This is a genomic window from Paucidesulfovibrio gracilis DSM 16080 (assembly GCF_900167125.1).
GTDB lineage: Bacteria > Desulfobacterota > Desulfovibrionia > Desulfovibrionales > Desulfovibrionaceae > Paucidesulfovibrio > Paucidesulfovibrio gracilis.
Window position 1 is genome coordinate 103,534 of the sequence record NZ_FUYC01000001.1, and the last position, 17,788, is coordinate 121,321.

A 17,788-nucleotide genomic window follows, 5' to 3' on the forward strand; every position below is an offset into this window, starting at 1 on the left:
TAGGCGGGGTTGTTCGGTCCATGACCAAGCAATCCCGTCATTTTTATTTCTCTGGATTGACAATCAGCAGGCGGGGATATTGGGCAGTGAAACGTACATTCCAAATTAACTCGGCAAAAAATAGGACAGGAGCCACAGTAGGTCAGTACTGCGGCTCCTATTTCGTTAAGCTTCACCGTCCGATTCAGGTGCTTCCTCTTCATCGTCCGGGCCAGCGGCAGTGACGGGCGAAAGGATGATCCTGTTGTCCTCATCCACTTCGATGGTGAACTCGCTGTTGATCTGGAAGTCTCCTTCAATGGCTTCCAGTTTCTTGAGAGTGATCTTGATGCCATGCTTGGTGACACGAACTCGACTGTTGCTTCGTTCATACAGGCCGGGAAGAGTTCTCAGTTGATTGTCCTCCACAGACAACCGCATCAAGTGCGTCCTGAGACTCTGAAGCGATGCCAGTCCCAGCTTCTTCTTCGCTGTCTGGGCATCGGCTCCTTCTTCGCACAATTGACGGAGCAAAGGAGCATCGTATTTGCTCTCGACTATTCGCCTCTTGGATTCATTCTTCTTTGCCATTTTTCCTCCTATGTATTTGTTTTTATTGGATATCTATATATCAACTTTGAAACAGACATAGGTGGGGCCAGTGCTTAAAGTGACTGGTTTTGGAAGCTTCCAAATTTCGCTCCTCCTGCCCGTTTTGGGGGTTGGAGCAGGGTTGGTCAGGATTTTTGTTTGGATTTGTCCTTGAGGGTGTTTTGCGCGAATTTTGGGTGGGGGGTGGGGCTGGATGGGCAGAAAAATATGACGGGGAAGTGGAGGGGCTGTTGGATTTCGGTTGACCGAAGTTTTGATCTATCCAGATGCTTTGTGATGCGATAACGGCGTGTTTGCTTGCGCTGGTGAAGCACATCTGCCGTTCAAAAATAGTAGAGACAGAAGGCGGGATATTTCACCCGCCTTTTATTAGGCTAGAATGTCTCTGATTTTGTTCGGTTGGCAAAGACTTACTGAATTCAACAAGTCTTCAGGTTTGAGTCCGCAAAATGCAATGTCATTGCCATCAGCATCCTTGATGGAAACTGTGGCAAGATAAGCACCATCTTCTTCATTTTTTTCTAAGCCGAAATGTATTGAACCGTTTCCAGCGTTCAAATCGGTTGTATCATAAAAGTATACGATATCCTCAAACACTACCTTTGCAACAACTGATGCCTCCATAAGATACTCCTTTTATATCGATATATCTATTCGAGTAATTTCATAATGTAATTAGTAGGAGAAAAGAATAAATACTCTTATGAAGTGCATCTGCCGTTCAAAAAATAGAAAGGACTTCTCTCGAAACAAAATTATCTCAAAAGAAGTCTGATCAGATTTATTATGGGTTATAATGAAAATTATTCGTCTTCTGGTAGACAAAACGTCAAACAGGCTTTCTCTTTGTCATCAGTACAAAGTAATCCTAGTATTTTTACTTTCTCAAGTCGTCCTGGTCCCATCAGATACAGCACATCAAACGCTACTCTGGTTCCATCCCATCGAACAGAAGCGGCTGCTTTGAACATCATTATCGTGTCATGGAGCCTACCCGTGGTTGATTGCCCTTCCCCTACGAGCTTTTCTGGTGGCTCAATGTAATGGTGAAAGAGATTGCTTGAGACAACGGCAGGTATCTTCAGTCCGCTTTCTTCTTCAGAGATGGGAATCAAAACACCATCGGCTATTGCCTGCGTTCTGGTATACGCGTACACAAGATCAAAGTCGTCGAAATTCATGGATACTTCCTCCAGATTAAAATTGGTTGAAATCTGAAGGTTATCCTCGGCTTGAAGATGTGGTCACGGGCGAATTGCCAGTCCCGGTCCAGTGCTGAGTGTGACGGATTTCGGTTGACCGAATATTTGTTCAATTTGATGTAATAAAGTCGTTCCCCAATACCGATGGTTCCAGACATGCTAGATCAGTCCAGTGTTGTTAAAAATGATGTTCTTTCCTCCGTATCAGATTGGTATGAATGGTTATCTGGTGAGGAGCAGAAAACAGTAAACGCATACCGTACAAAGCCGGAGCTGTTCATAGGTCATTTCCGTAGAGAAAGAGACACGACTGCTGAGTACAAAGGACGAGAAGTACTGGAGTTGCTTCAAAATGCTGCCGACGCAGCAAAAAAAATAGGACAACAAGGGCAAGTCCTTATCGAGTTAAGTCCTGCTGGATTGATCGTAGCCAATAGTGGTGCTGCATTTTCTACAGGTGGTGTTCAATCATTACAGACTCCAGATTTTAGTCCGAAATTTAACGAAGGCGTTTATATTGGCAATAAAGGACTTGGCTTTCGCGCTGTCCTTAACTGGAGCGATTGGCCAGTGATCTTAAGTCAGTCGTTAGCACTTACTTATTGCGAACAATATTTGACCAGAAAGACAGAGCAGTTGTGCCAAGCGAGTCCTGAGTTAAACTCCTTGGTGCAGGATGAGAGTCAAAGGCTCAACGGCAGTGTCTCTCCCGGGCTGCCTTTTCCAGCTTTTTCCGAGAACGGAGATTTGTCAGAATATATGACTGAGGCATCTCAAAAAGCTGTGTACCAAAGGTGTCAAGAACTGCATTTAGATGAGAAGTACACGACAGTAATTGGTATGCCTTTCAAGTCTGAGGACTTGTACGAAGTTGCCAAATTGCAAATCCAGACATTGCGTCCAGAGATTCTCCTATTCGTTCATCATCTAGATAAAATTGCATTTAGGTTGCACGACGAGGATGAATACAACTGGTCCCGTATTAAAGATGATGATTCCCAAATGATGGTGATGAAAAATGGTGCCCCAATCGGAATATGGAGGGTCTTTCACTATGAAGGGATCGTTCCGAAAGAAGAAGTAGATGATAGTCAGCAAGGCCAAGTACAGTTTGAACTTATTGTAGCTGTCCCTGAAGTGCAGGATTGTGGGGAACTTGTTGCATCACCTCTTTTCTCTCATTTCCCGACGAATATTTTGATGCCGATTCCGGTAGTCTGTCACGCCTCGCTAGAGCTTGACCAAAGTAGAAATCACATTCTGGACAAAAACAGTAATCGGTATGTCTTGCATGAGCTGGCTGGTTTTGTTGCCACAATTGCTGAACAAAGGGCTGTTCAATATCCTGCCGGGTGCAATGCTGGATTTCGTTTATTAATCCCTCTTCGAAGTTCGTACCCTCACGATCTGGAACAAATGGTATTTCCAGAGGCTTTACTAAATGCTGCTCGGACAAAATGCATAGTTCCAACATTGGGTGGTAAGGCTGTGCGCTACGACCAAGCTTACTCTGTTGATGGGGCAGATGAGTCCTGGCTCCCCGCAGAAGTTTTCGAAGATGTAACTCCTATAGCCGATGTGTCTGAGAGGGACTTTTTCAAAAAGCTCGGAGTGAAAGCTTTGAGTGATAGTGACTTTCGACAACGGTTGCTTGCTATTGAAAATCTTTCTTTAGGCGAAAGAGTACGATTGATTGTTGGGTTGATTGAGAACTGTGTTTCTTCAAGCGTCCATAGTTCAGCCCTTTTATTAAGTTCAAGTGCGGAGTCTGTGCCTGATAACGCAACCGTCCTGATTGCACCAAAAGAATCAAAGCTGCCCTCAACCCCTTCATGGGTATCATTGCGATATTTGGACTCGGATTTAGCGCGTATGCTGAGCGATAGATTGCGCGTGTCTGACTCTCGTGATTTGCAACGAAAGATGAGGTCTTTCGGGCTACAAGAGTACTCGTTAGCGAATCTAATTCAACGTGTGATTGCAAATTCAAACCAATACGCGAAGGAAGAAGGCGACTCCTCAGAAATGGTTCAAAAGGAGCTAATTCAATACCTTTTCAAATTGTTTGAGTTGGAGGACTCCACCAAGAAACGTCCTGCATTTCCTGAAAGGGCTTCCTTGTCATTAATCAATATCAATGGAGACCGTTGCCCCGTTAATACGCTTTATATGGGGACGGGCTACGGTAGTGATGGGAACATCGTTCAAAGCTTGTATGGGGCATGTCATCCTGAACAACTTGTCGCAGCCCCTCATGCGTTGGGGCTGAAGAACTGTGAAAAGGATGAGTTAATCTCATTTATGCAGTGGATTGGTGTCTCCAGGTGGCCCAGAGAAACCTCCACAAATTGCAGCGACACAGAGTATAAGGAGTATCTGCTAGGAACCATAAGCTATCCAGTTAACTTCAATGAATATCATTTTAACAGTAGAGAAGAGGCTTCCCGGAATGCTCGTTTCTTTGTTCGGGACATGAAGAACATTGATGGACTGGAAGCAATAATTGAGAGCGCACCGACAGCAGCAATTGCTGCTTGGTTAGCGCTGGATGAAAAGATGCCTCAACTTCTTAGGGCCGGGGAGTGGAATGCTCGTTTTAGCGCGAAGAAAGGGAATGATCGTAACTGGAGGAGTTACAGGGGGAGATTGCCAAGTTTTATCAAATGGAAGCTTGAAGGTTCTGAATGGTTAATTGCTAAAGATGGAAGCAAAATGCGTCCTAAGGATTGTGTTTTAGGTACGCGATTAAATGAAGCACTTTTTCTAAGACCAGTATATCCAGAAAGTGATGTGCTAGAATTGTATGGCCTTGATATTAATGATCTGATTGAAGGTTGGCGGCGTGGGGGTGTCGCTTCCAGCATCGCGGAGCTTGAAAAAAATCGTCTGTATGAGTTGTTGCTTGAGTGGCCTGAACGCCACCCTGATGGAAAGTCTGCAAGAGCATTATACAAAGCTGTTATTGACGCGATAGACACAGCTTTTGGAGAAGATAGAGGAGCGCGTAGCCTGTTTTTTGAGTCTGGCAAGATGTGGAGCAAGTGTGGTGAGTATTACCCTATTGGTGAGATGCGCCATGATGACTTGCAAGGATTCCCACAAGCTCTGTTGGATGAGTTTACATTAGTTGATCTGCCTCACCGAGTTGGCTCTGATAAAGTGAGGCGAACATTTGGTGTAAACTCGCTTGATAAAGAGGACATTGAGCAGCGTGTGAACAGCTATGATTTGGCTGGAAATTTTGATGTAGAATTTCAAAGTGTAAAGCCATTTTGGTACTGTCTCCGTGTTGCACAATCCAGCCAAGTTCAGAATTTGGAGTCTCTGAAGCGGTTGAAATTAAGAGTGTGTTCCAAGATAAGCACGACTCTGCTTTATCAGGGGAAAACCATTAACTACTCTGTTCCAGTGTGGGGCTGGCTTATTGATAATGGTGTTTTGTATGTGCGGAGCGACCCTGCAAAATCCGTCAATTCAAAGTCTACTCTATTAGCTGAAGCTATTGGCGCAGCTATCGCTTCACTGTTTAGGATTGCGAGTGGCGCGGAGTTTGTGACGATGTTCTTAACTGATCCAGAAGACCGGGAGGCTCTTCTTGAGCAAAAGGGAATCGAAACGACTACTGAAGAGATGGAACGGATACTTAAAGATTTTGGAACTCCCGTCATTGAATCTGTACCAGTACTTCCCCAAGGGGTGCCAGTTCCCGAACTGGAAAAACGAACAGAGGGTAAAAGTGATTCTCCATCAACCTCAGAACCCGTTGACAGTACGCCTTCACCAGCTCCAGACAAGGTAGAGGAAGCTGATTTGAAAGTGGAAGGGAAGGACTGCGTTGATCCTAAAGAAAGAACCAAGCGTAATATAACGGTTAAGAGAGTTGTGAATAAGCAGGGAGGCCATACTCGGCGGGTGACAGACTATAATTTTGTTGAACGAAAAGCCCTAGAGGTTGAGGCGTTCTTTGATAGGTTCCCTGTACTCGTTGGACATATTACCGGTTATGAAGCTCCTGGCTGCGATATTCTCAGTTTTTCATCTGCGGAACATAGAGATGAATTTCTTTCAGGAGAAAATAGAGATTCTGACCGGGTTGAACGATTTATTGAAGTTAAAGGACGTCGAGACAAAGGAGCTGCGATTGAATTGCGTGGCAACGAAATGAATGCTGCACATGAGAGACAAGAAAAATACTACATCTATCGAATGAGTAAAAACGGTGAAGGTTCGTTTGAATTAAGCATATTAAATAATCCGATGGCGCATAAGAATGCGTTAGAGCAATCCATTTATGTAGACATGGATCGTGCAGAGTCTCTGGAGAGATTTAATGTCTCAGGTGGTTCAGCAGAATAATGCGCTAACGTGGTAAGTTGGGTGAGGTGTGTGCAAGTGGATGATGACTATAAGCGCATAGCTGGCAATTTAGATAATCGCCAAAATCTTTGCTGCGAGAATCCTGAAGTCAAAGAAGTTTTGGACCTTGGCACGGGGAAAGTTCTTCTTGCTCAGGATGCCATTGGGAGTGACGTAAATGGCGCAATGAGATTGCGTAGGAAACTGGCAGGGCAGCATAAAATCACCGACGATGATCAGTTAGAGGTGATTTGTCCCTATTGCCACAAACCTTTGCGTTTAAACTGTCTTATGAGCGGACAGCGTTTCTACTTTGCACATATCAAACGCGAAAATAACTGCCCACAACTAGAGAAAAAGAACTGGACCAAAGAACGCATTGAAGCAGCTAAGTATAATGGTCAAAAGGAGTCTCTGCCTCACAAACAGATGAAAGGAGACCTGTGCAGGGTGTTGGAGGCTGATTCTCGTTTTTCAGATATTGCAGTTGAAGAGGTTGTAAAAGGAGAGGACCCAAGTACGTGGCGCAAGCCCGATGTCAGGGCTTTGTACAATGGTGCTTTACGAGTTGTTTTTGAAATACAGTTATCGACCACTTTTCTGGAAGTGGTGTTGGCTAGGAGAGATTTCTATCGAGAAAAAGGCGAATTGCTTGTTTGGGTTTTTAAAAAATTCTCACTCCGCGATGCTCGTATGATGGAATTTGACACCTTTCACGCAAACAACATGAACGCGATAGTGTTAGATCAGAAAGCGCAGGAATGGTGCCAACAGCACGGAAAGCTGGGGCTGAAGTGTGTTTGGGTTGAGCCTAAACATGAAGATGGTCAGCTTTCTCATTCGGAATATTCCGATATTATTGACTTTGAAGATTTGAGCAAAAGCGTTGAAGATCAGCAGATTTATTGGTTCGATTACAATGGGAAAAGAGCAATTGTTGATGCCGAGTTGGAGAGGTGGAGGGAAGTAGAGCGAGTCCGAAATATACGGGAGAGCTTCTTCGATGCCTTCGATCCAACTCTTGATGCTGATGACCAATCAAAATACGCGAACAAGTTCTTTCCTGAAATGAATTTGCGTTCAAATGATATTAAGTGGCGATTAAGTGGCTACTTGCGGATGATGAACGCGGCGAGGACTGGCGATCCGACTAAGAGAGGCGGCGGTTGGGGATTTTCAAACTTCAAGAATATATACGACAACGTGTATAAGTCCCATACTTCACTATACTTCTTGTTTTGCTGTGCAATGAAAGCATACTCAAGGGACGAAACTAGCACATCAATCACTGACCGGAAGGAAGAAGCCTGGAGGTCTGTTTGTGCTGATGGCGAGAATTCAAAATTTCACCATGATTCTATTTACTCTGAGCTGACAGAGGTTTTATTTCCGGAGGTACATGAAGTGTATAAGAAAATTTTGTCAAAATCTAAGAAGGGTAGTTGATTCTTATTCACTTTCTACGTTTACGTCCTCTTTTGCGTTTCAGTATTAGGTCACTGATAAATTCTTTTTCAATAAATGCATCAACAAGTTCTTCCACAGAGTTGTCGAGTCCTAATATTTCAACTGAGTATTGAAATCTTGTTTTGATGTCTTTGAGAACTCGTGGGGTTAATTTAAAGTCTTTAGGGGATTTTGACTTGAGAATTGCTTTAGACAAGGCTCCAGTATCTTTGTTTGAAGGGAAGTGAGTCCAGTTATCGTATTCTTCCCAATCCCAAGTACCCCACTGCTTCATTCCGTCGATAAGATATGAGCGGTGGTCCTTGGGGAGCCAGTAGCTTTGATCTGAGAGCATCCACACCAAGTAATCGATTGTGTCATAAAACTTGACTTCTGGCCCCATTAGGTGCCCTTGGACAAAAAAGCACGCTATGGTTGCAGGTCCATAAAAGCCAAAGTTGTCATCGCGGAGTGCAATAAATTCATCGCAGCGAGGGCTGGTACCGTCTGTAGTTAAGGCGGAGCCGTATTTTGAATTGGTTTGCCTCCTCTCATTATTCTTCTGTTGTGACCAACGTAAAGCAGCATCAAATTGTTCTTCAAATAGTCCACTGCATCCACGTATTGTTGTTTGAGGGGCATAGGTGGCTAGGTAATGCAGATTGTTGCCACACCTGTCTTCTAGCCCTATAGATGAGTTAATAAAATCATGTACAATGTCTGGGTGAGTTATTTGTGTGATTTGCTCGCGTTCAGCCCGTTCCATCCACTCGGTTTGTAGTACAGCCCAAGCAATCCTCTCACCCTTTTGAGCAGTACTTGGCCCATTTTCGGGTAGTGGAAATCCCCATCTCCCCCACCCCATGGCATCTTGAAATGTCCCTTCAAGCTCATTCGAGCCGGTATATTCGATTGCCTTGTGCCACCAGTCGTCAGTCACGACAGGGGGATTGTATCCTAAGCTTAGCAAGCGATCTCTGGCTACAACTAAAGAAGACCCTTGTGGCTTTACAACCTTCAGAATTTCTTGAACATTTGATTGCACACCGGCAGATGCTTGCAACGCATATTTGTCCGCGAGAGAAGGAGAGTAATTGATGATCTCTTTTGCTGAGACATCAAGCCAAACGGGTATGATGACGGGATCGTTTGACGAGTTCTGCCGCTGAACGAGTCCATCGAGTTCCCATTCGGGCCATTTTTTCGCGAGGAAGGATGGGCTTAATACAACGATTCCAAAGCGGGATTTGGATAATCCTAGATCGATTGATCTTCTGAGGCTGTCACCGGGTTTTAAGGAAAACTCGTCATACCAAACAGCTACATTCTCTTTTTCAAGAGCTTCTGCAAGTCCGCGGACATACTTGTCTTTGTCCTCTGATGCGTGACTAATAAAAATATCGTGTAGCATAGACCTATTTGTTCGTAGAGTGTTGAAACAAGCTATCCATAATCAAATCACATCTAAATGTGAATAGAATGTCCGTTCTCAGTGGCACCAAAATTTGGTCAACCAAATTGGTCAACCGGAGCCTTTAACACGCCTCCAACATCACTGATTTTCTGTTGACCGGGAAAAAATAAATTCAATAATCCTGGAGCTTGGAGACGAGTCTCCTTGCATGGCATTCAAGAGGTCGTGGGTTCAATTCCCTCCAGCTCCACCAAAAATTTCCCAAAGAAGAAGGGCGGTTAGACGAAGAGTCTGACCGCCTTTTTTTCGTTTGTGGTGAACCGGTTGGTCAACCAATGAGGGAGAATTTGGGAGGATGAGGTGTTGACTGGGCTGGGAAAAGGTGTGGGATAGCTGGGGGATGTGGTGTGGTAGGCGCTTGAATGTTGGTCAAGAGGCTGGTACGATATAATCGATATTGGATAAAGAGTGTGGTACATTTTATTGTAAGGAGATATGCTTGTTTAATCTCATGATGTTTAACGTGGACTGGGAATCTGGCCGAGTGCAAGTCCCCTTAGGAAGAGTTTTTGAATATACAGAAGATTCTCTTGTTAATATGTATAAAGAAAATGGAGCTCTACAGCTTGATCTCTTGAAGTCTTTACCATGCTTATTCTGTGAAGAAGGAACACGACAAGAAAGTGCTTATGTCGGTAGAATTGTACAGGCAAGGCTCGCAGGGGACGCCTTGGCTCTTGAGGTTGCCTTCGATAGAGATGTTCCTGTGCTGCAAAATGAGATGCTATACGAAAACCGTATTGACTTGGACATGCCTCATGACTTTGAATTCTCTCGGAATCATTGGGCAGTCAAGAATGTAGACCTGTACCGTTTTCTGCTTAGAAATGTTCGCCCTCGACGCCAAAGACCAACAGTGTTTGAGCTTCCTGAGCACGAAAGGATTGATGCCTCACTTTTGTCCGCTATGATGCCCTTCGATGCTGGGTTCAGGGAAGTGCACGAGGTTATCAATCAAGCTTCGGAAGATGCAGGTCTGAGGTGTAGGCGGGTTGATGATATATGGGAGGCTCCATCAATCATACAAGATGTCGTTTCGCTTATTGATCGTTCTAGAGTTGTTGTTTGCGACTGCACAGGAAAGAATCCAAATGTGTTTTATGAAGTAGGTATTGCTCATACCCTTGGTCGGGATGTTGTTTTGGTGACACAGAACGAATACGATATTCCTTTTGATTTGAGGCATATTCGCTATATTAAATACCTCAATAACGGAGAGGGACTTTTAAAACTCAGACATAAATTAGCTAATAGGATTCGAACCATAGTTGGACATTGAGATGAGTGAATAATTGAAACATTGTTACTGATTGAGAGCTGAATGAACATTATAAAGGCTTCTAGTATGGTTCTTTGAGACATATTTATAATGCATAGATAAGAGGTGGAAGATGGAATTCAAGCTTTCGGACTTGATTCGAGAAATTCGGATATCTATTGACTATTTAATACACCTTCCAAATACATTGAATCAGTTGATTTCAGATTTTCAGTGTGAAAGCCATTCACGTAAAGAAAGAGTAAGAAAGCAAAAGATAATTGTTGAATTAAGAGAAGTCGGAAAGTCTTTGATACAAGTTTATATAGCAAAAAATGATATATACAGTAGTTTTGAAGATTGGAGGTATAGTGCTTCGGTTGAAGACATTGAAGTAGTAAAAGAACAGATTTCTTACATTATTGTTTGTTTAGACGACATAGAGAGCGCACTGGTTGAGACATCTTTCAATACTGTTGAGTCAGTAGTAAAGGCCTTGAATCATATAAAAGTCTGTAAGAATGCATATGGTCGTTTACTAAAGATCCCCAACTCAGAGTATTTGGATGGCTCTGTAGCAGATGTGGCCTATCAGCGCGTTAAAGAACTTAGTGACGCTGGTGTGACTTTTGTTAAAGAACTAGATTCTCAAAGAAAATTGTTAGATTACACATATTAGCTGGAATCACTACGTTCAAATGTATCTGACGATATTGGGGTTGCAGCGCAAAGCGTCACACCTTTTTGGTCAACCATTTGGAGAACCAAGTGCCTCTAACACCTATCCAACATCCCTGATTTTCTGTTGACTGCAAAACAAAAAGTCGAACAATTTCAACGAATAAAGTAAACAATCCTGGCATGGCATTCAAGAGGTCGTGGGTTCAATTCCCTCCAGCTCCACCACATATTTTTCTTAAGTAAAAGGACCGTTTAGCTTGATAGGCTATGCGGTCCTTTTTCTATTTGTGGTGAACCAATTGGTCAACCGGCTGTGGGTCTACACCAAAAACGGGGGCAGTCACGAAAGCGAACTGTTCCGAGCATGTCCGGATTTGGACCCAGTTCAAGAGGAGGAGGGTGTTAAGGTCGCCAAAGATGAAAAGCCAACAATAAAACGGACAAAGACTCAGGCCGAGTCAAGCGATATTCAATTTGATTTTCGATATGATATTTTGAAAAGAGATAATTTCAAATGTGTTATCTGTGGCAGAAGTCCAGCGACAGATTTCAACTGCAAGTTGCACATTGATTATATCAAACCTTGGTCCAAGGGTGGTTTAACGGTTCCTGAGAATTTGCAGACCCTTTGTGATGCTTGCAATCTCGGCAAAGGCGCGAAGGTGTAGTTTGGGGGAGCTGTTTAATCTTCTTCAATTATTCCGGCCCACAATTTCGATGTATGCATGACTCGCAGCACATCAACCACATCCTGTTGCACCTGATAAACCAGAAAATAAGGAACGTGAGGGATGACCAACTCTCTAGTGCCTTTCAGCAGTCCTGCTCGACCTGCGTGGGAAAATGTGCGGAGCGTGCCAGTCGCCTTGTGGATTTTGGCAACCAGCATCTTGCCGATATCCGGTTCTCCCTGTTCTCGGAAGTAATCTATTAGGTCTGTCAGATCTGCATAAGCGGACTCGGTCCAATTAATCGAGTTCAACGCCGAGTCCTTTCAGTTTGTCGGCGACTTCCTCATGGGAAAAGACTCGACCAGCTTCAACGTCATCAAGCCCTTTTTGGACTTCGGCAGAATACCAAGTCAGGTATTCCAAGTAATGATTCACTGCATTTTTAATCAAGCCGGACCGGGTTTGGCCTAACGCATGGACTGCCTCATCCAACCGTTCCAGAGTGGCGGTATCAAATCGTGTGCTTACCATTGAGGGCATATTTGTTCCTCCTGTATGACATATCGTATGTCACTGTTGCGAGAATGTCCAGCGTGAGTCAAAGAGTCTTATTTGAACAGCGGAAAGCATCAAATTTTGGTCAACCATTCGGTCAACCAAATATCTTTAACACGCCTCCAACATCACCGGGTCTACACCCAAAACGGGGGCAGTCACGAAAGCGAACTATTCCGAGCATGTCCGGATTTGGACCCAGTTCAAGAGGAAGAGGGTGTTAAGGTCGCCAAAGACGAGAAGTCAAGAAGGAGACGCATAAGGACTCAGGCCAAGTCAAGCGATATTCAATCGGATTTTCGATATGATATCTTGAAAAGAGATAATTTCAAGTGTGCAATCTGTGGAAGAAGCCCAGCAACAGATTTAAACTGTATAGTGCACACTGATCACATCAAGCCTTGGTCCAAGGGCGGGTTGACGGGGCTGAGAATTTGCAGACCCTTTGTCAATGCTTACAATCTTGGAAAAGGGGCAAAAGTGGAGTTTTGAAATAATTTTGTACTAAACTTGATGGGGACTGAACGACTTGACCATGATAGGAATTATTTTTTATTCTCTGTAGAAGGAGGCATGTCATGCCTGATATAAACGCCGTAATCAACGAAGCCTTGGAGCTTGCTCCGGTGCAGCGTGCCGAACTCATTGAGTCGCTTCTTGCCAGTTTTGATTCGCAACGTGCTGAGATCGACAAGTTATGGGCCAATGAAGCAGAACGCAGAATTGACGCACACGATCAAGGCAAACTGAAAGCGTCTTCTGCCGACGAGGTGTTCAGCCGTATTGAGCAGCAAAAGTGAATGTCCAGTTTCTTGCCTGCGCCGAGCAGGAATTCACGGAGGCTGTTGCCTGGTACAATGAACAAAGTCCGGGATTGGGCTATGACTTTGCGGCAGAAATAAAGCGCACCCTTTCCCGTATGGAGAAGCACCCCGAGGCATGGGTTCCAATTTCTCCTCGGACTCGGCGGATACGGGTTTCAAGATTTCCATACAGTGTGATTTATCAAGTGAGAAGCGAGTACTTACTGGTGGTCGCCGTCATGCACATGAGTCGCCATCCGAAACGTTGGGAAGAACGAATATAGCTCAAACCAGCATCAAATTTTGGTCAACCATCCGGTCAACCAAATGTCTTTAACACGCCTCCAACATCCCCGATTTTCTGTTGACTTGGGAAAAATAAATTCAATAATTCTGGATCTTACAAACAAGTCCTCGTGCATGGCATTCAAAAGGTCGTGGGGTCGATTCCCTCCAGCTCCACCATTATATTTCTTTAGTAAAACGACCGTTTAGCTTGATAGGCTGGATGATCCTTTTACTATGATTGGTCAACCGTCTGGCCAACCACTTTGTTGACCATGCGTTTGAGATCACTGATTAAAGACGATATTTTAGTGAAGGCTGGGCCGATGCTCTCCATGGTCGGCAATTGGAAAATGTATCTGGCTGAGCCAGAAGATGAAACGGATTATGATGTGTTCAAGGCTTCCGAGGAATCTGGAAAGCCACTTGGGGGCGAGACTTTTGTTGAGAAACTTGAAGTTCTATTGGGCAGGCCGCTTAAACCCAAAAAGCGCGGCAGAAAGAAGAAAGGTGACAGATAACTATGTCTATTAAAAATGGATTGAAAATTAGTAAGGTGTCCCCTTTTTCGTATGACTGATCAAAAGGAATAGACGATCTCCAGGCCCAGCTTGCCGGAAAACGACGACTCGCCGACCAGGTGGGCGGGACCGGCAAGTTTTGCATCGTTAGCTTGGCCGCTGGACATGAGCCGGGGAACATAGGACAGGTATCGTAGCCCGCCGGTCAGGCCGAATTCCCAGCCGTTGCTCACGGGGATGGATACCGACGCCTGGAGCGTTCCCCGGTAGGCCCACTCGTACTTATCGAGGCTCAAGTCGCTTGATGTGCCTGGCAAGGAGGTAATAGTATCCCAGAATCCACTATACTGCGTGTGGGCGGAAGCCACGCCGTGCGTGGTTTCCAGCTCGATGGCCCAACCATTCATTGGCAATGTCAACCCGACTCCGACCAGCAGCCCCCTGTACATGGTTTCGATATCGTCAACAAAATATGTTGGGACATTGAAGCCTCCATCACCAAAATCCATTCTATAGGTCGTGTCCCTCTCCTGAAACCACAATCCGGCAAAAGGACGGATGTGCCAATCGTCCCCGCTAAAGGTTTTGCCTGCAACCAGGGCCGCACCGTATTGCTGGAACTCGAATTCAAGTTCCATTTGGGCGGTGCTCCACAATCCCCGGGTATTCGAGTCGACTCCATCTAATGGAAAGAATACAGTGCCGTGGGTCAAAGCGGGATCGCTGCCCCAGTTGGAATGGGAAGATCTGTTCTTGACATACGCGTATTCGAACCTGGTCTCCACAAACCACTGGTCGTCAAGTTCCTTACCCAATGTGGCCTCAAAGAGTGGGGCCGCAATGGGACCGCCCGCGAGTGTTATGCGGCTGGATTCCGAAATAGTGAGGGGGCCGAGACCTGACACCTCAACATCCCACACCGGCGCGTAGTCGGGCACGTCCACGACATACAGGGAGATCCCGGCACCGAAATACCAGTCGGTAGCGTTATCTGCACCATCATCCGCCCGGGCATGTGCCGCCAACAAGAGAATCAGGGACAACCCCGCACAAATGAAAAAGGCCAACTTCCGTTTCCGCATGAACATGAATAATTCCCCGCCAAAAGAATCACCGCTGTAAAATTCCCCGGCATCAAAGGGAAGAGCAGCCCTTACCCACTGACGATATTCAACAAAAAAGAGGAAAATTCAAGAAAAAAACACTGTTAAAAACCGTGAAAAAGAACAGCAAGTACTTGTAATTATATATTTTTACGTTGAAAGCAACTGTTCAAAAAGGAAAATCCCATTTGATTCCAACCTGCCCACCAGCCAAAGGCAGCCGGGCAAAGTCAGCGACACTGAGGCCATGTATTGGTCCGTTCCGACCATCATGCCATCAGGAAAGGCAACATCATTCACGGTGGGAAAACGAATCTAGGGCGCATTGCCTTGACTCAGGGGACTGCCCTGGGGTTTATTACACCTTACGGCCGGTTATCTTGGGCATTTCTTACAAAGAAAGCTTTTTAGAGAGGATTGCATGTCTAAGGCGGTAGAAAAGGCAATCAGGGAGTTGGTGCTGGACAGGCGCGGGAACCCTTCTTTTACGTCAGCTCCCGATTATTCAAGAGCGGACGCCTTACGGCCCTTTTGGGAACAGATGGAATCAACGGGAAATTTGATTGTCATCGTCTGGGATTATGTAAAAAACGACTTTCTCTATCTTTCCGACAAATTTTTTACGTATTTCGGATTCGATCCCGAAAACGTCTACCGGGAAAAACTGGCCTATCCCCTGAACCGGCTGATTCCCGTCGATGCCATGATCATGATGAACGGGTCCGCCTTTGTCTGGGATTGCGTGTCCGGCCTCCCGGTTGATCAGCGCAAGAATTACAAGATAATCGCGGAATACCGGATGCGAAACGACCAGAATAAAATGATCCGCGTCCACTACCAGAACATTACTCTCGAATTGACGGATACGGGCGACATCTGGCTCAGCATGATGCTCTTTGAGCTCTCCCCGGACCAGAATATGGAAACCCTTGGCACTATCTCGTGTGTCGACGCTGTCTCCGGGGAAGCCATATTGACGGTGGAACAAGTCAAGAAAAACCTTCTCGAAAAAATATTGTCCGAGCAGGAAATCGACGTGTTGAAGCGGATAGCCAATGGGCAGGACACCGGGCAGATTGCCGCCGGGTTGGGCGTCAGTGAAAAAACGACAGACCAGTGCCGCATGGAAATTTTCAGCAAACTCAACGCTGCGGACATCAACGACGCCACTGCCTTGATCAAGGATGTCTTTGTTGATTCAGACCCTGCCCAAAGCCGGATTGTTCAAAAAATCAATCCCGCATCGCTGCCGGAACGTATTGTTGATCTGATGAACCAGACCATTCATTGCTGGGTGGAATCCACCGGCCGGACAAAGGCGGACCTGGCAGAGGAGTCCAAAATTTGGCGGGTCTATCGCGACCACAATGGATGGCGGCGGACCCAGACGTTGGATAAATATCTGGATATTCATACTCTGCCCAAAAGCCCCCGTATCACCCAGGTTCTGCAGACCGCCTATTACGTTTTAAAGGCCTGCCGGCCCCCGTCCGCAAGGCGGGATCAGCTTGAGGCCGCCGTTAAACGTGTAAGAGAAAAACAGGGGCGGTGAATAAAAAGGTCCACTCTGTTGGGCCACTGAGCGGCATATATCAGGTAGACAATTCACCTCCCTCCCCAGGTACTGAAGTTAGGTCGCTTTCCCTACGACATCATGCAAGCATGGCTATATCCCGCGCTTTCTGCACACAATGCACTCTCAGTCTCGAAGTGGCTTGGTGGCGAACATATCTTGATTTTTTAGTGTGTTAATTGATCTTTTGTGTTTTTTGGCCTCAAGAATCCAACTATCTGCTAGGCTGATCGCGTTTCTCGCATGATCTCGGCCGGACTCCTGCCAAAATAGCGTTTGAACTCACGGCTAAACTGCGAAGGGCTTTCGTAGCCAACCTGATCCGCGGCAAGATAGGCCTTCATATTTTGTTGCACCATGAGATCCTTGGCCCTGGCAAGCCGGATCTTCTTCAAATATTGCAATGGAGAATCCGCGGTAACCTCCTTGAACGCCTTATGAAAGGCTGAGACACTCATGTTGGCGGCTTCCGCCAATTGTTCCACATCCAGTTTTTTGGAATACTCACCCTCCATCATATTGATGACCCGGGCAACCTGGGCAAACGAGCCGCTGCCCTTGACCAACGAATAAAGCACCTGCGCCTGCCCGCCGCAAAGCGCACGATAGTATATCTCTCTTACAAACCCAGGAGCCAAAATTTTTGCTTCCCGCTCGGAGCGCAACGCTTTTAGCAATTTCACCGCCGCATCCTTCATATCCGCATTCATGACGGACGGCCCTACCCCGAGTGGAAAATCGTTCGCCGTCACCTTGGCCACTTCCGTTTGCAGCTCCATCTGGCTGATCAAATCGACGAGTTGCGTCATGTCGATGTCTATGAACATCCCGAGAAGCGGCTCATCCTCGCCGGGATGCGTCTCCGATTCAAATGGCATGGCAACGGAGGTCACCAAATAGTTGTCGGCATCGTAGCGAAATGACCTGCCGCCCAAATGGCCGATTTTATACCCGGATGCGACGATGCAAATTCCAGGATTGTACAACATCGGCCTACGGCGGACGGGTTTGCTGTCTTTAAAAAAACGCACGCCCTTTAAGCATGACTCCACAGCGCCGCCGTCCAACGTGGCCATATCACTAAGCAAGTCTACAAGAGCATTCATTGAAGCCCCTCCGTTTCTTTCGTAACAGTAGAAACACCATCTGTTGTTTTTATTCAATACCAAAACGGCAGACATAGAGAAATAGGCAAGACTCAAAGAGAAATGTGTGTTCACGACACGTCAAAATCGCCTTACTTATTCGTCATCGACGATCGAACACAAG

17 protein-coding genes are annotated in these 17,788 nt (G+C 45.7%); 9 read left to right on the forward strand and 8 right to left on the reverse strand.

Annotation, left to right across the window (positions count from 1 at the left end; genetic code table 11):
* Positions 1 to 165: 165 nt before the first annotated feature.
* The 3 genes from B5D49_RS00460 to B5D49_RS00470 all read right to left on the reverse strand — a co-directional run bounded on the left by B5D49_RS00460 (position 166) and on the right by B5D49_RS00470 (position 1,772).
* Complete coding sequence (locus B5D49_RS00460; RefSeq protein WP_078715687.1) at positions 166 to 570, reverse strand: hypothetical protein; 405 nt, start codon at positions 568 to 570, stop codon at positions 166 to 168.
* 390 nt (positions 571 to 960) lie between these two features.
* On the reverse strand, positions 961 to 1,215 hold the full coding sequence (locus B5D49_RS00465) for a hypothetical protein (RefSeq protein WP_078715688.1): 255 nt from the start codon (positions 1,213 to 1,215) through the stop codon (positions 961 to 963).
* A 179-nt stretch (positions 1,216 to 1,394) separates the two neighbouring features.
* Positions 1,395 to 1,772, reverse strand: coding sequence for a DUF6573 family protein (locus tag B5D49_RS00470; protein WP_078715689.1), 378 nt, complete (start codon positions 1,770 to 1,772; stop codon positions 1,395 to 1,397).
* A gap of 177 nt (positions 1,773 to 1,949) precedes the next feature.
* On the opposite strand from B5D49_RS00470, the gene B5D49_RS00475 reads away from it, so the two are divergent.
* Both B5D49_RS00475 and B5D49_RS00480 read left to right on the forward strand, forming a co-directional pair.
* Positions 1,950 to 6,149, forward strand: coding sequence for a protein NO VEIN domain-containing protein (locus B5D49_RS00475; RefSeq protein WP_159447078.1), 4,200 nt, complete (start codon positions 1,950 to 1,952; stop codon positions 6,147 to 6,149).
* A gap of 36 nt (positions 6,150 to 6,185) precedes the next feature.
* Positions 6,186 to 7,595, forward strand: a complete 1,410-nt coding sequence (locus tag B5D49_RS00480) for a DUF6035 family protein (protein ID WP_078715691.1) — start codon at positions 6,186 to 6,188, stop codon at positions 7,593 to 7,595.
* Between the two features lie 7 nt (positions 7,596 to 7,602).
* On the opposite strand, the gene B5D49_RS00485 is transcribed toward B5D49_RS00480, so the two are convergent.
* Positions 7,603 to 9,006, reverse strand: a complete 1,404-nt coding sequence (locus B5D49_RS00485) for a toll/interleukin-1 receptor domain-containing protein (protein WP_078715692.1) — start codon at positions 9,004 to 9,006, stop codon at positions 7,603 to 7,605.
* Positions 9,007 to 9,508: 502 nt separating this feature from the next.
* On the opposite strand from B5D49_RS00485, the gene B5D49_RS00495 reads away from it, so the two are divergent.
* The 3 genes from B5D49_RS00495 to B5D49_RS00505 all read left to right on the forward strand — a co-directional run bounded on the left by B5D49_RS00495 (position 9,509) and on the right by B5D49_RS00505 (position 11,676).
* Complete coding sequence (locus tag B5D49_RS00495) at positions 9,509 to 10,348, forward strand: hypothetical protein (RefSeq protein ID WP_078715693.1); 840 nt, start codon at positions 9,509 to 9,511, stop codon at positions 10,346 to 10,348.
* Positions 10,349 to 10,460: 112 nt separating this feature from the next.
* On the forward strand, positions 10,461 to 11,006 hold the full coding sequence (locus B5D49_RS00500; protein WP_078715694.1) for a hypothetical protein: 546 nt from the start codon (positions 10,461 to 10,463) through the stop codon (positions 11,004 to 11,006).
* Positions 11,007 to 11,265: 259 nt separating this feature from the next.
* A complete protein-coding gene (locus B5D49_RS00505; RefSeq protein WP_078715695.1) occupies positions 11,266 to 11,676 on the forward strand; it encodes an HNH endonuclease in 411 nt (136 codons plus the stop codon).
* 14 nt (positions 11,677 to 11,690) lie between these two features.
* Here B5D49_RS00505 and B5D49_RS00510 read toward each other — a convergent pair whose 3' ends face one another.
* The gene (locus B5D49_RS00510; protein ID WP_078715696.1) at positions 11,691 to 11,990 is read right to left on the reverse strand and encodes a type II toxin-antitoxin system RelE/ParE family toxin; all 300 of its coding nucleotides are present in this window, start codon (positions 11,988 to 11,990) and stop codon (positions 11,691 to 11,693) included.
* Entirely contained in the window at positions 11,977 to 12,219 is a 243-nt protein-coding gene (locus B5D49_RS00515) for a CopG family ribbon-helix-helix protein (protein ID WP_078715697.1), read from the reverse strand. Before B5D49_RS00515 ends, B5D49_RS00510 begins: the two co-directional genes overlap by 14 nt.
* A gap of 593 nt (positions 12,220 to 12,812) precedes the next feature.
* Here B5D49_RS00515 and B5D49_RS00520 point away from each other — a divergent pair.
* The 3 genes from B5D49_RS00520 (at position 12,813) to B5D49_RS00530 (ending at position 13,843) form a co-directional block, all read left to right on the forward strand.
* Positions 12,813 to 13,034, forward strand: coding sequence for an addiction module protein (locus B5D49_RS00520; RefSeq protein WP_078715698.1), 222 nt, complete (start codon positions 12,813 to 12,815; stop codon positions 13,032 to 13,034).
* Positions 13,031 to 13,321: a type II toxin-antitoxin system RelE/ParE family toxin gene (locus tag B5D49_RS00525; protein WP_078715699.1), complete on the forward strand. Its 291-nt coding sequence runs from the start codon at positions 13,031 to 13,033 to the stop codon at positions 13,319 to 13,321. The genes B5D49_RS00520 and B5D49_RS00525 overlap by 4 nt, the downstream gene beginning before the upstream one ends.
* Before the next feature lie 282 nt (positions 13,322 to 13,603).
* A complete protein-coding gene (locus tag B5D49_RS00530) occupies positions 13,604 to 13,843 on the forward strand; it encodes a hypothetical protein (RefSeq protein WP_144019034.1) in 240 nt (79 codons plus the stop codon).
* 59 nt (positions 13,844 to 13,902) lie between these two features.
* On the opposite strand, the gene B5D49_RS00535 is transcribed toward B5D49_RS00530, so the two are convergent.
* Positions 13,903 to 14,931, reverse strand: a complete 1,029-nt coding sequence (locus B5D49_RS00535) for a hypothetical protein (protein ID WP_078715701.1) — start codon at positions 14,929 to 14,931, stop codon at positions 13,903 to 13,905.
* Between the two features lie 556 nt (positions 14,932 to 15,487).
* Between B5D49_RS00535 and B5D49_RS00540 the strand changes: the two genes are divergently transcribed.
* Entirely contained in the window at positions 15,488 to 16,498 is a 1,011-nt protein-coding gene (locus tag B5D49_RS00540; RefSeq protein WP_159447079.1) for a helix-turn-helix domain-containing protein, read from the forward strand.
* 242 nt (positions 16,499 to 16,740) lie between these two features.
* Here the strand turns inward: B5D49_RS00540 and B5D49_RS00545 are convergent, their stop codons facing one another.
* A complete protein-coding gene (locus B5D49_RS00545; protein WP_078715703.1) occupies positions 16,741 to 17,625 on the reverse strand; it encodes an AraC family transcriptional regulator in 885 nt (294 codons plus the stop codon).
* Positions 17,626 to 17,788 lie beyond the last annotated feature (163 nt).

Excerpts from the sequence above, each read along its gene's own strand:
- B5D49_RS00460 (WP_078715687.1), bottom strand. The coding sequence starts at position 570 with ATGGCAAAGAAGAATGAATCCAAGAGGCGAATAGTCGAGAGCAAATAC.
- B5D49_RS00465 (WP_078715688.1), bottom strand. The coding sequence starts at position 1,215 with ATGGAGGCATCAGTTGTTGCAAAGGTAGTGTTTGAGGATATCGTATAC.
- B5D49_RS00470 (WP_078715689.1), bottom strand. The coding sequence starts at position 1,772 with ATGAATTTCGACGACTTTGATCTTGTGTACGCGTATACCAGAACGCAG.
- B5D49_RS00475 (WP_159447078.1), top strand. The coding sequence starts at position 1,950 with ATGCTAGATCAGTCCAGTGTTGTTAAAAATGATGTTCTTTCCTCCGTA.
- B5D49_RS00485 (WP_078715692.1), bottom strand. The coding sequence starts at position 9,006 with ATGCTACACGATATTTTTATTAGTCACGCATCAGAGGACAAAGACAAG.
- B5D49_RS00500 (WP_078715694.1), top strand. The coding sequence starts at position 10,461 with ATGGAATTCAAGCTTTCGGACTTGATTCGAGAAATTCGGATATCTATT.
- B5D49_RS00515 (WP_078715697.1), bottom strand. The coding sequence starts at position 12,219 with ATGCCCTCAATGGTAAGCACACGATTTGATACCGCCACTCTGGAACGG.
- B5D49_RS00520 (WP_078715698.1), top strand. The coding sequence starts at position 12,813 with ATGCCTGATATAAACGCCGTAATCAACGAAGCCTTGGAGCTTGCTCCG.
- B5D49_RS00535 (WP_078715701.1), bottom strand. The coding sequence starts at position 14,931 with ATGTTCATGCGGAAACGGAAGTTGGCCTTTTTCATTTGTGCGGGGTTG.
- B5D49_RS00540 (WP_159447079.1), top strand. The coding sequence starts at position 15,488 with ATGGAATCAACGGGAAATTTGATTGTCATCGTCTGGGATTATGTAAAA.
- B5D49_RS00545 (WP_078715703.1), bottom strand. The coding sequence starts at position 17,625 with ATGAATGCTCTTGTAGACTTGCTTAGTGATATGGCCACGTTGGACGGC.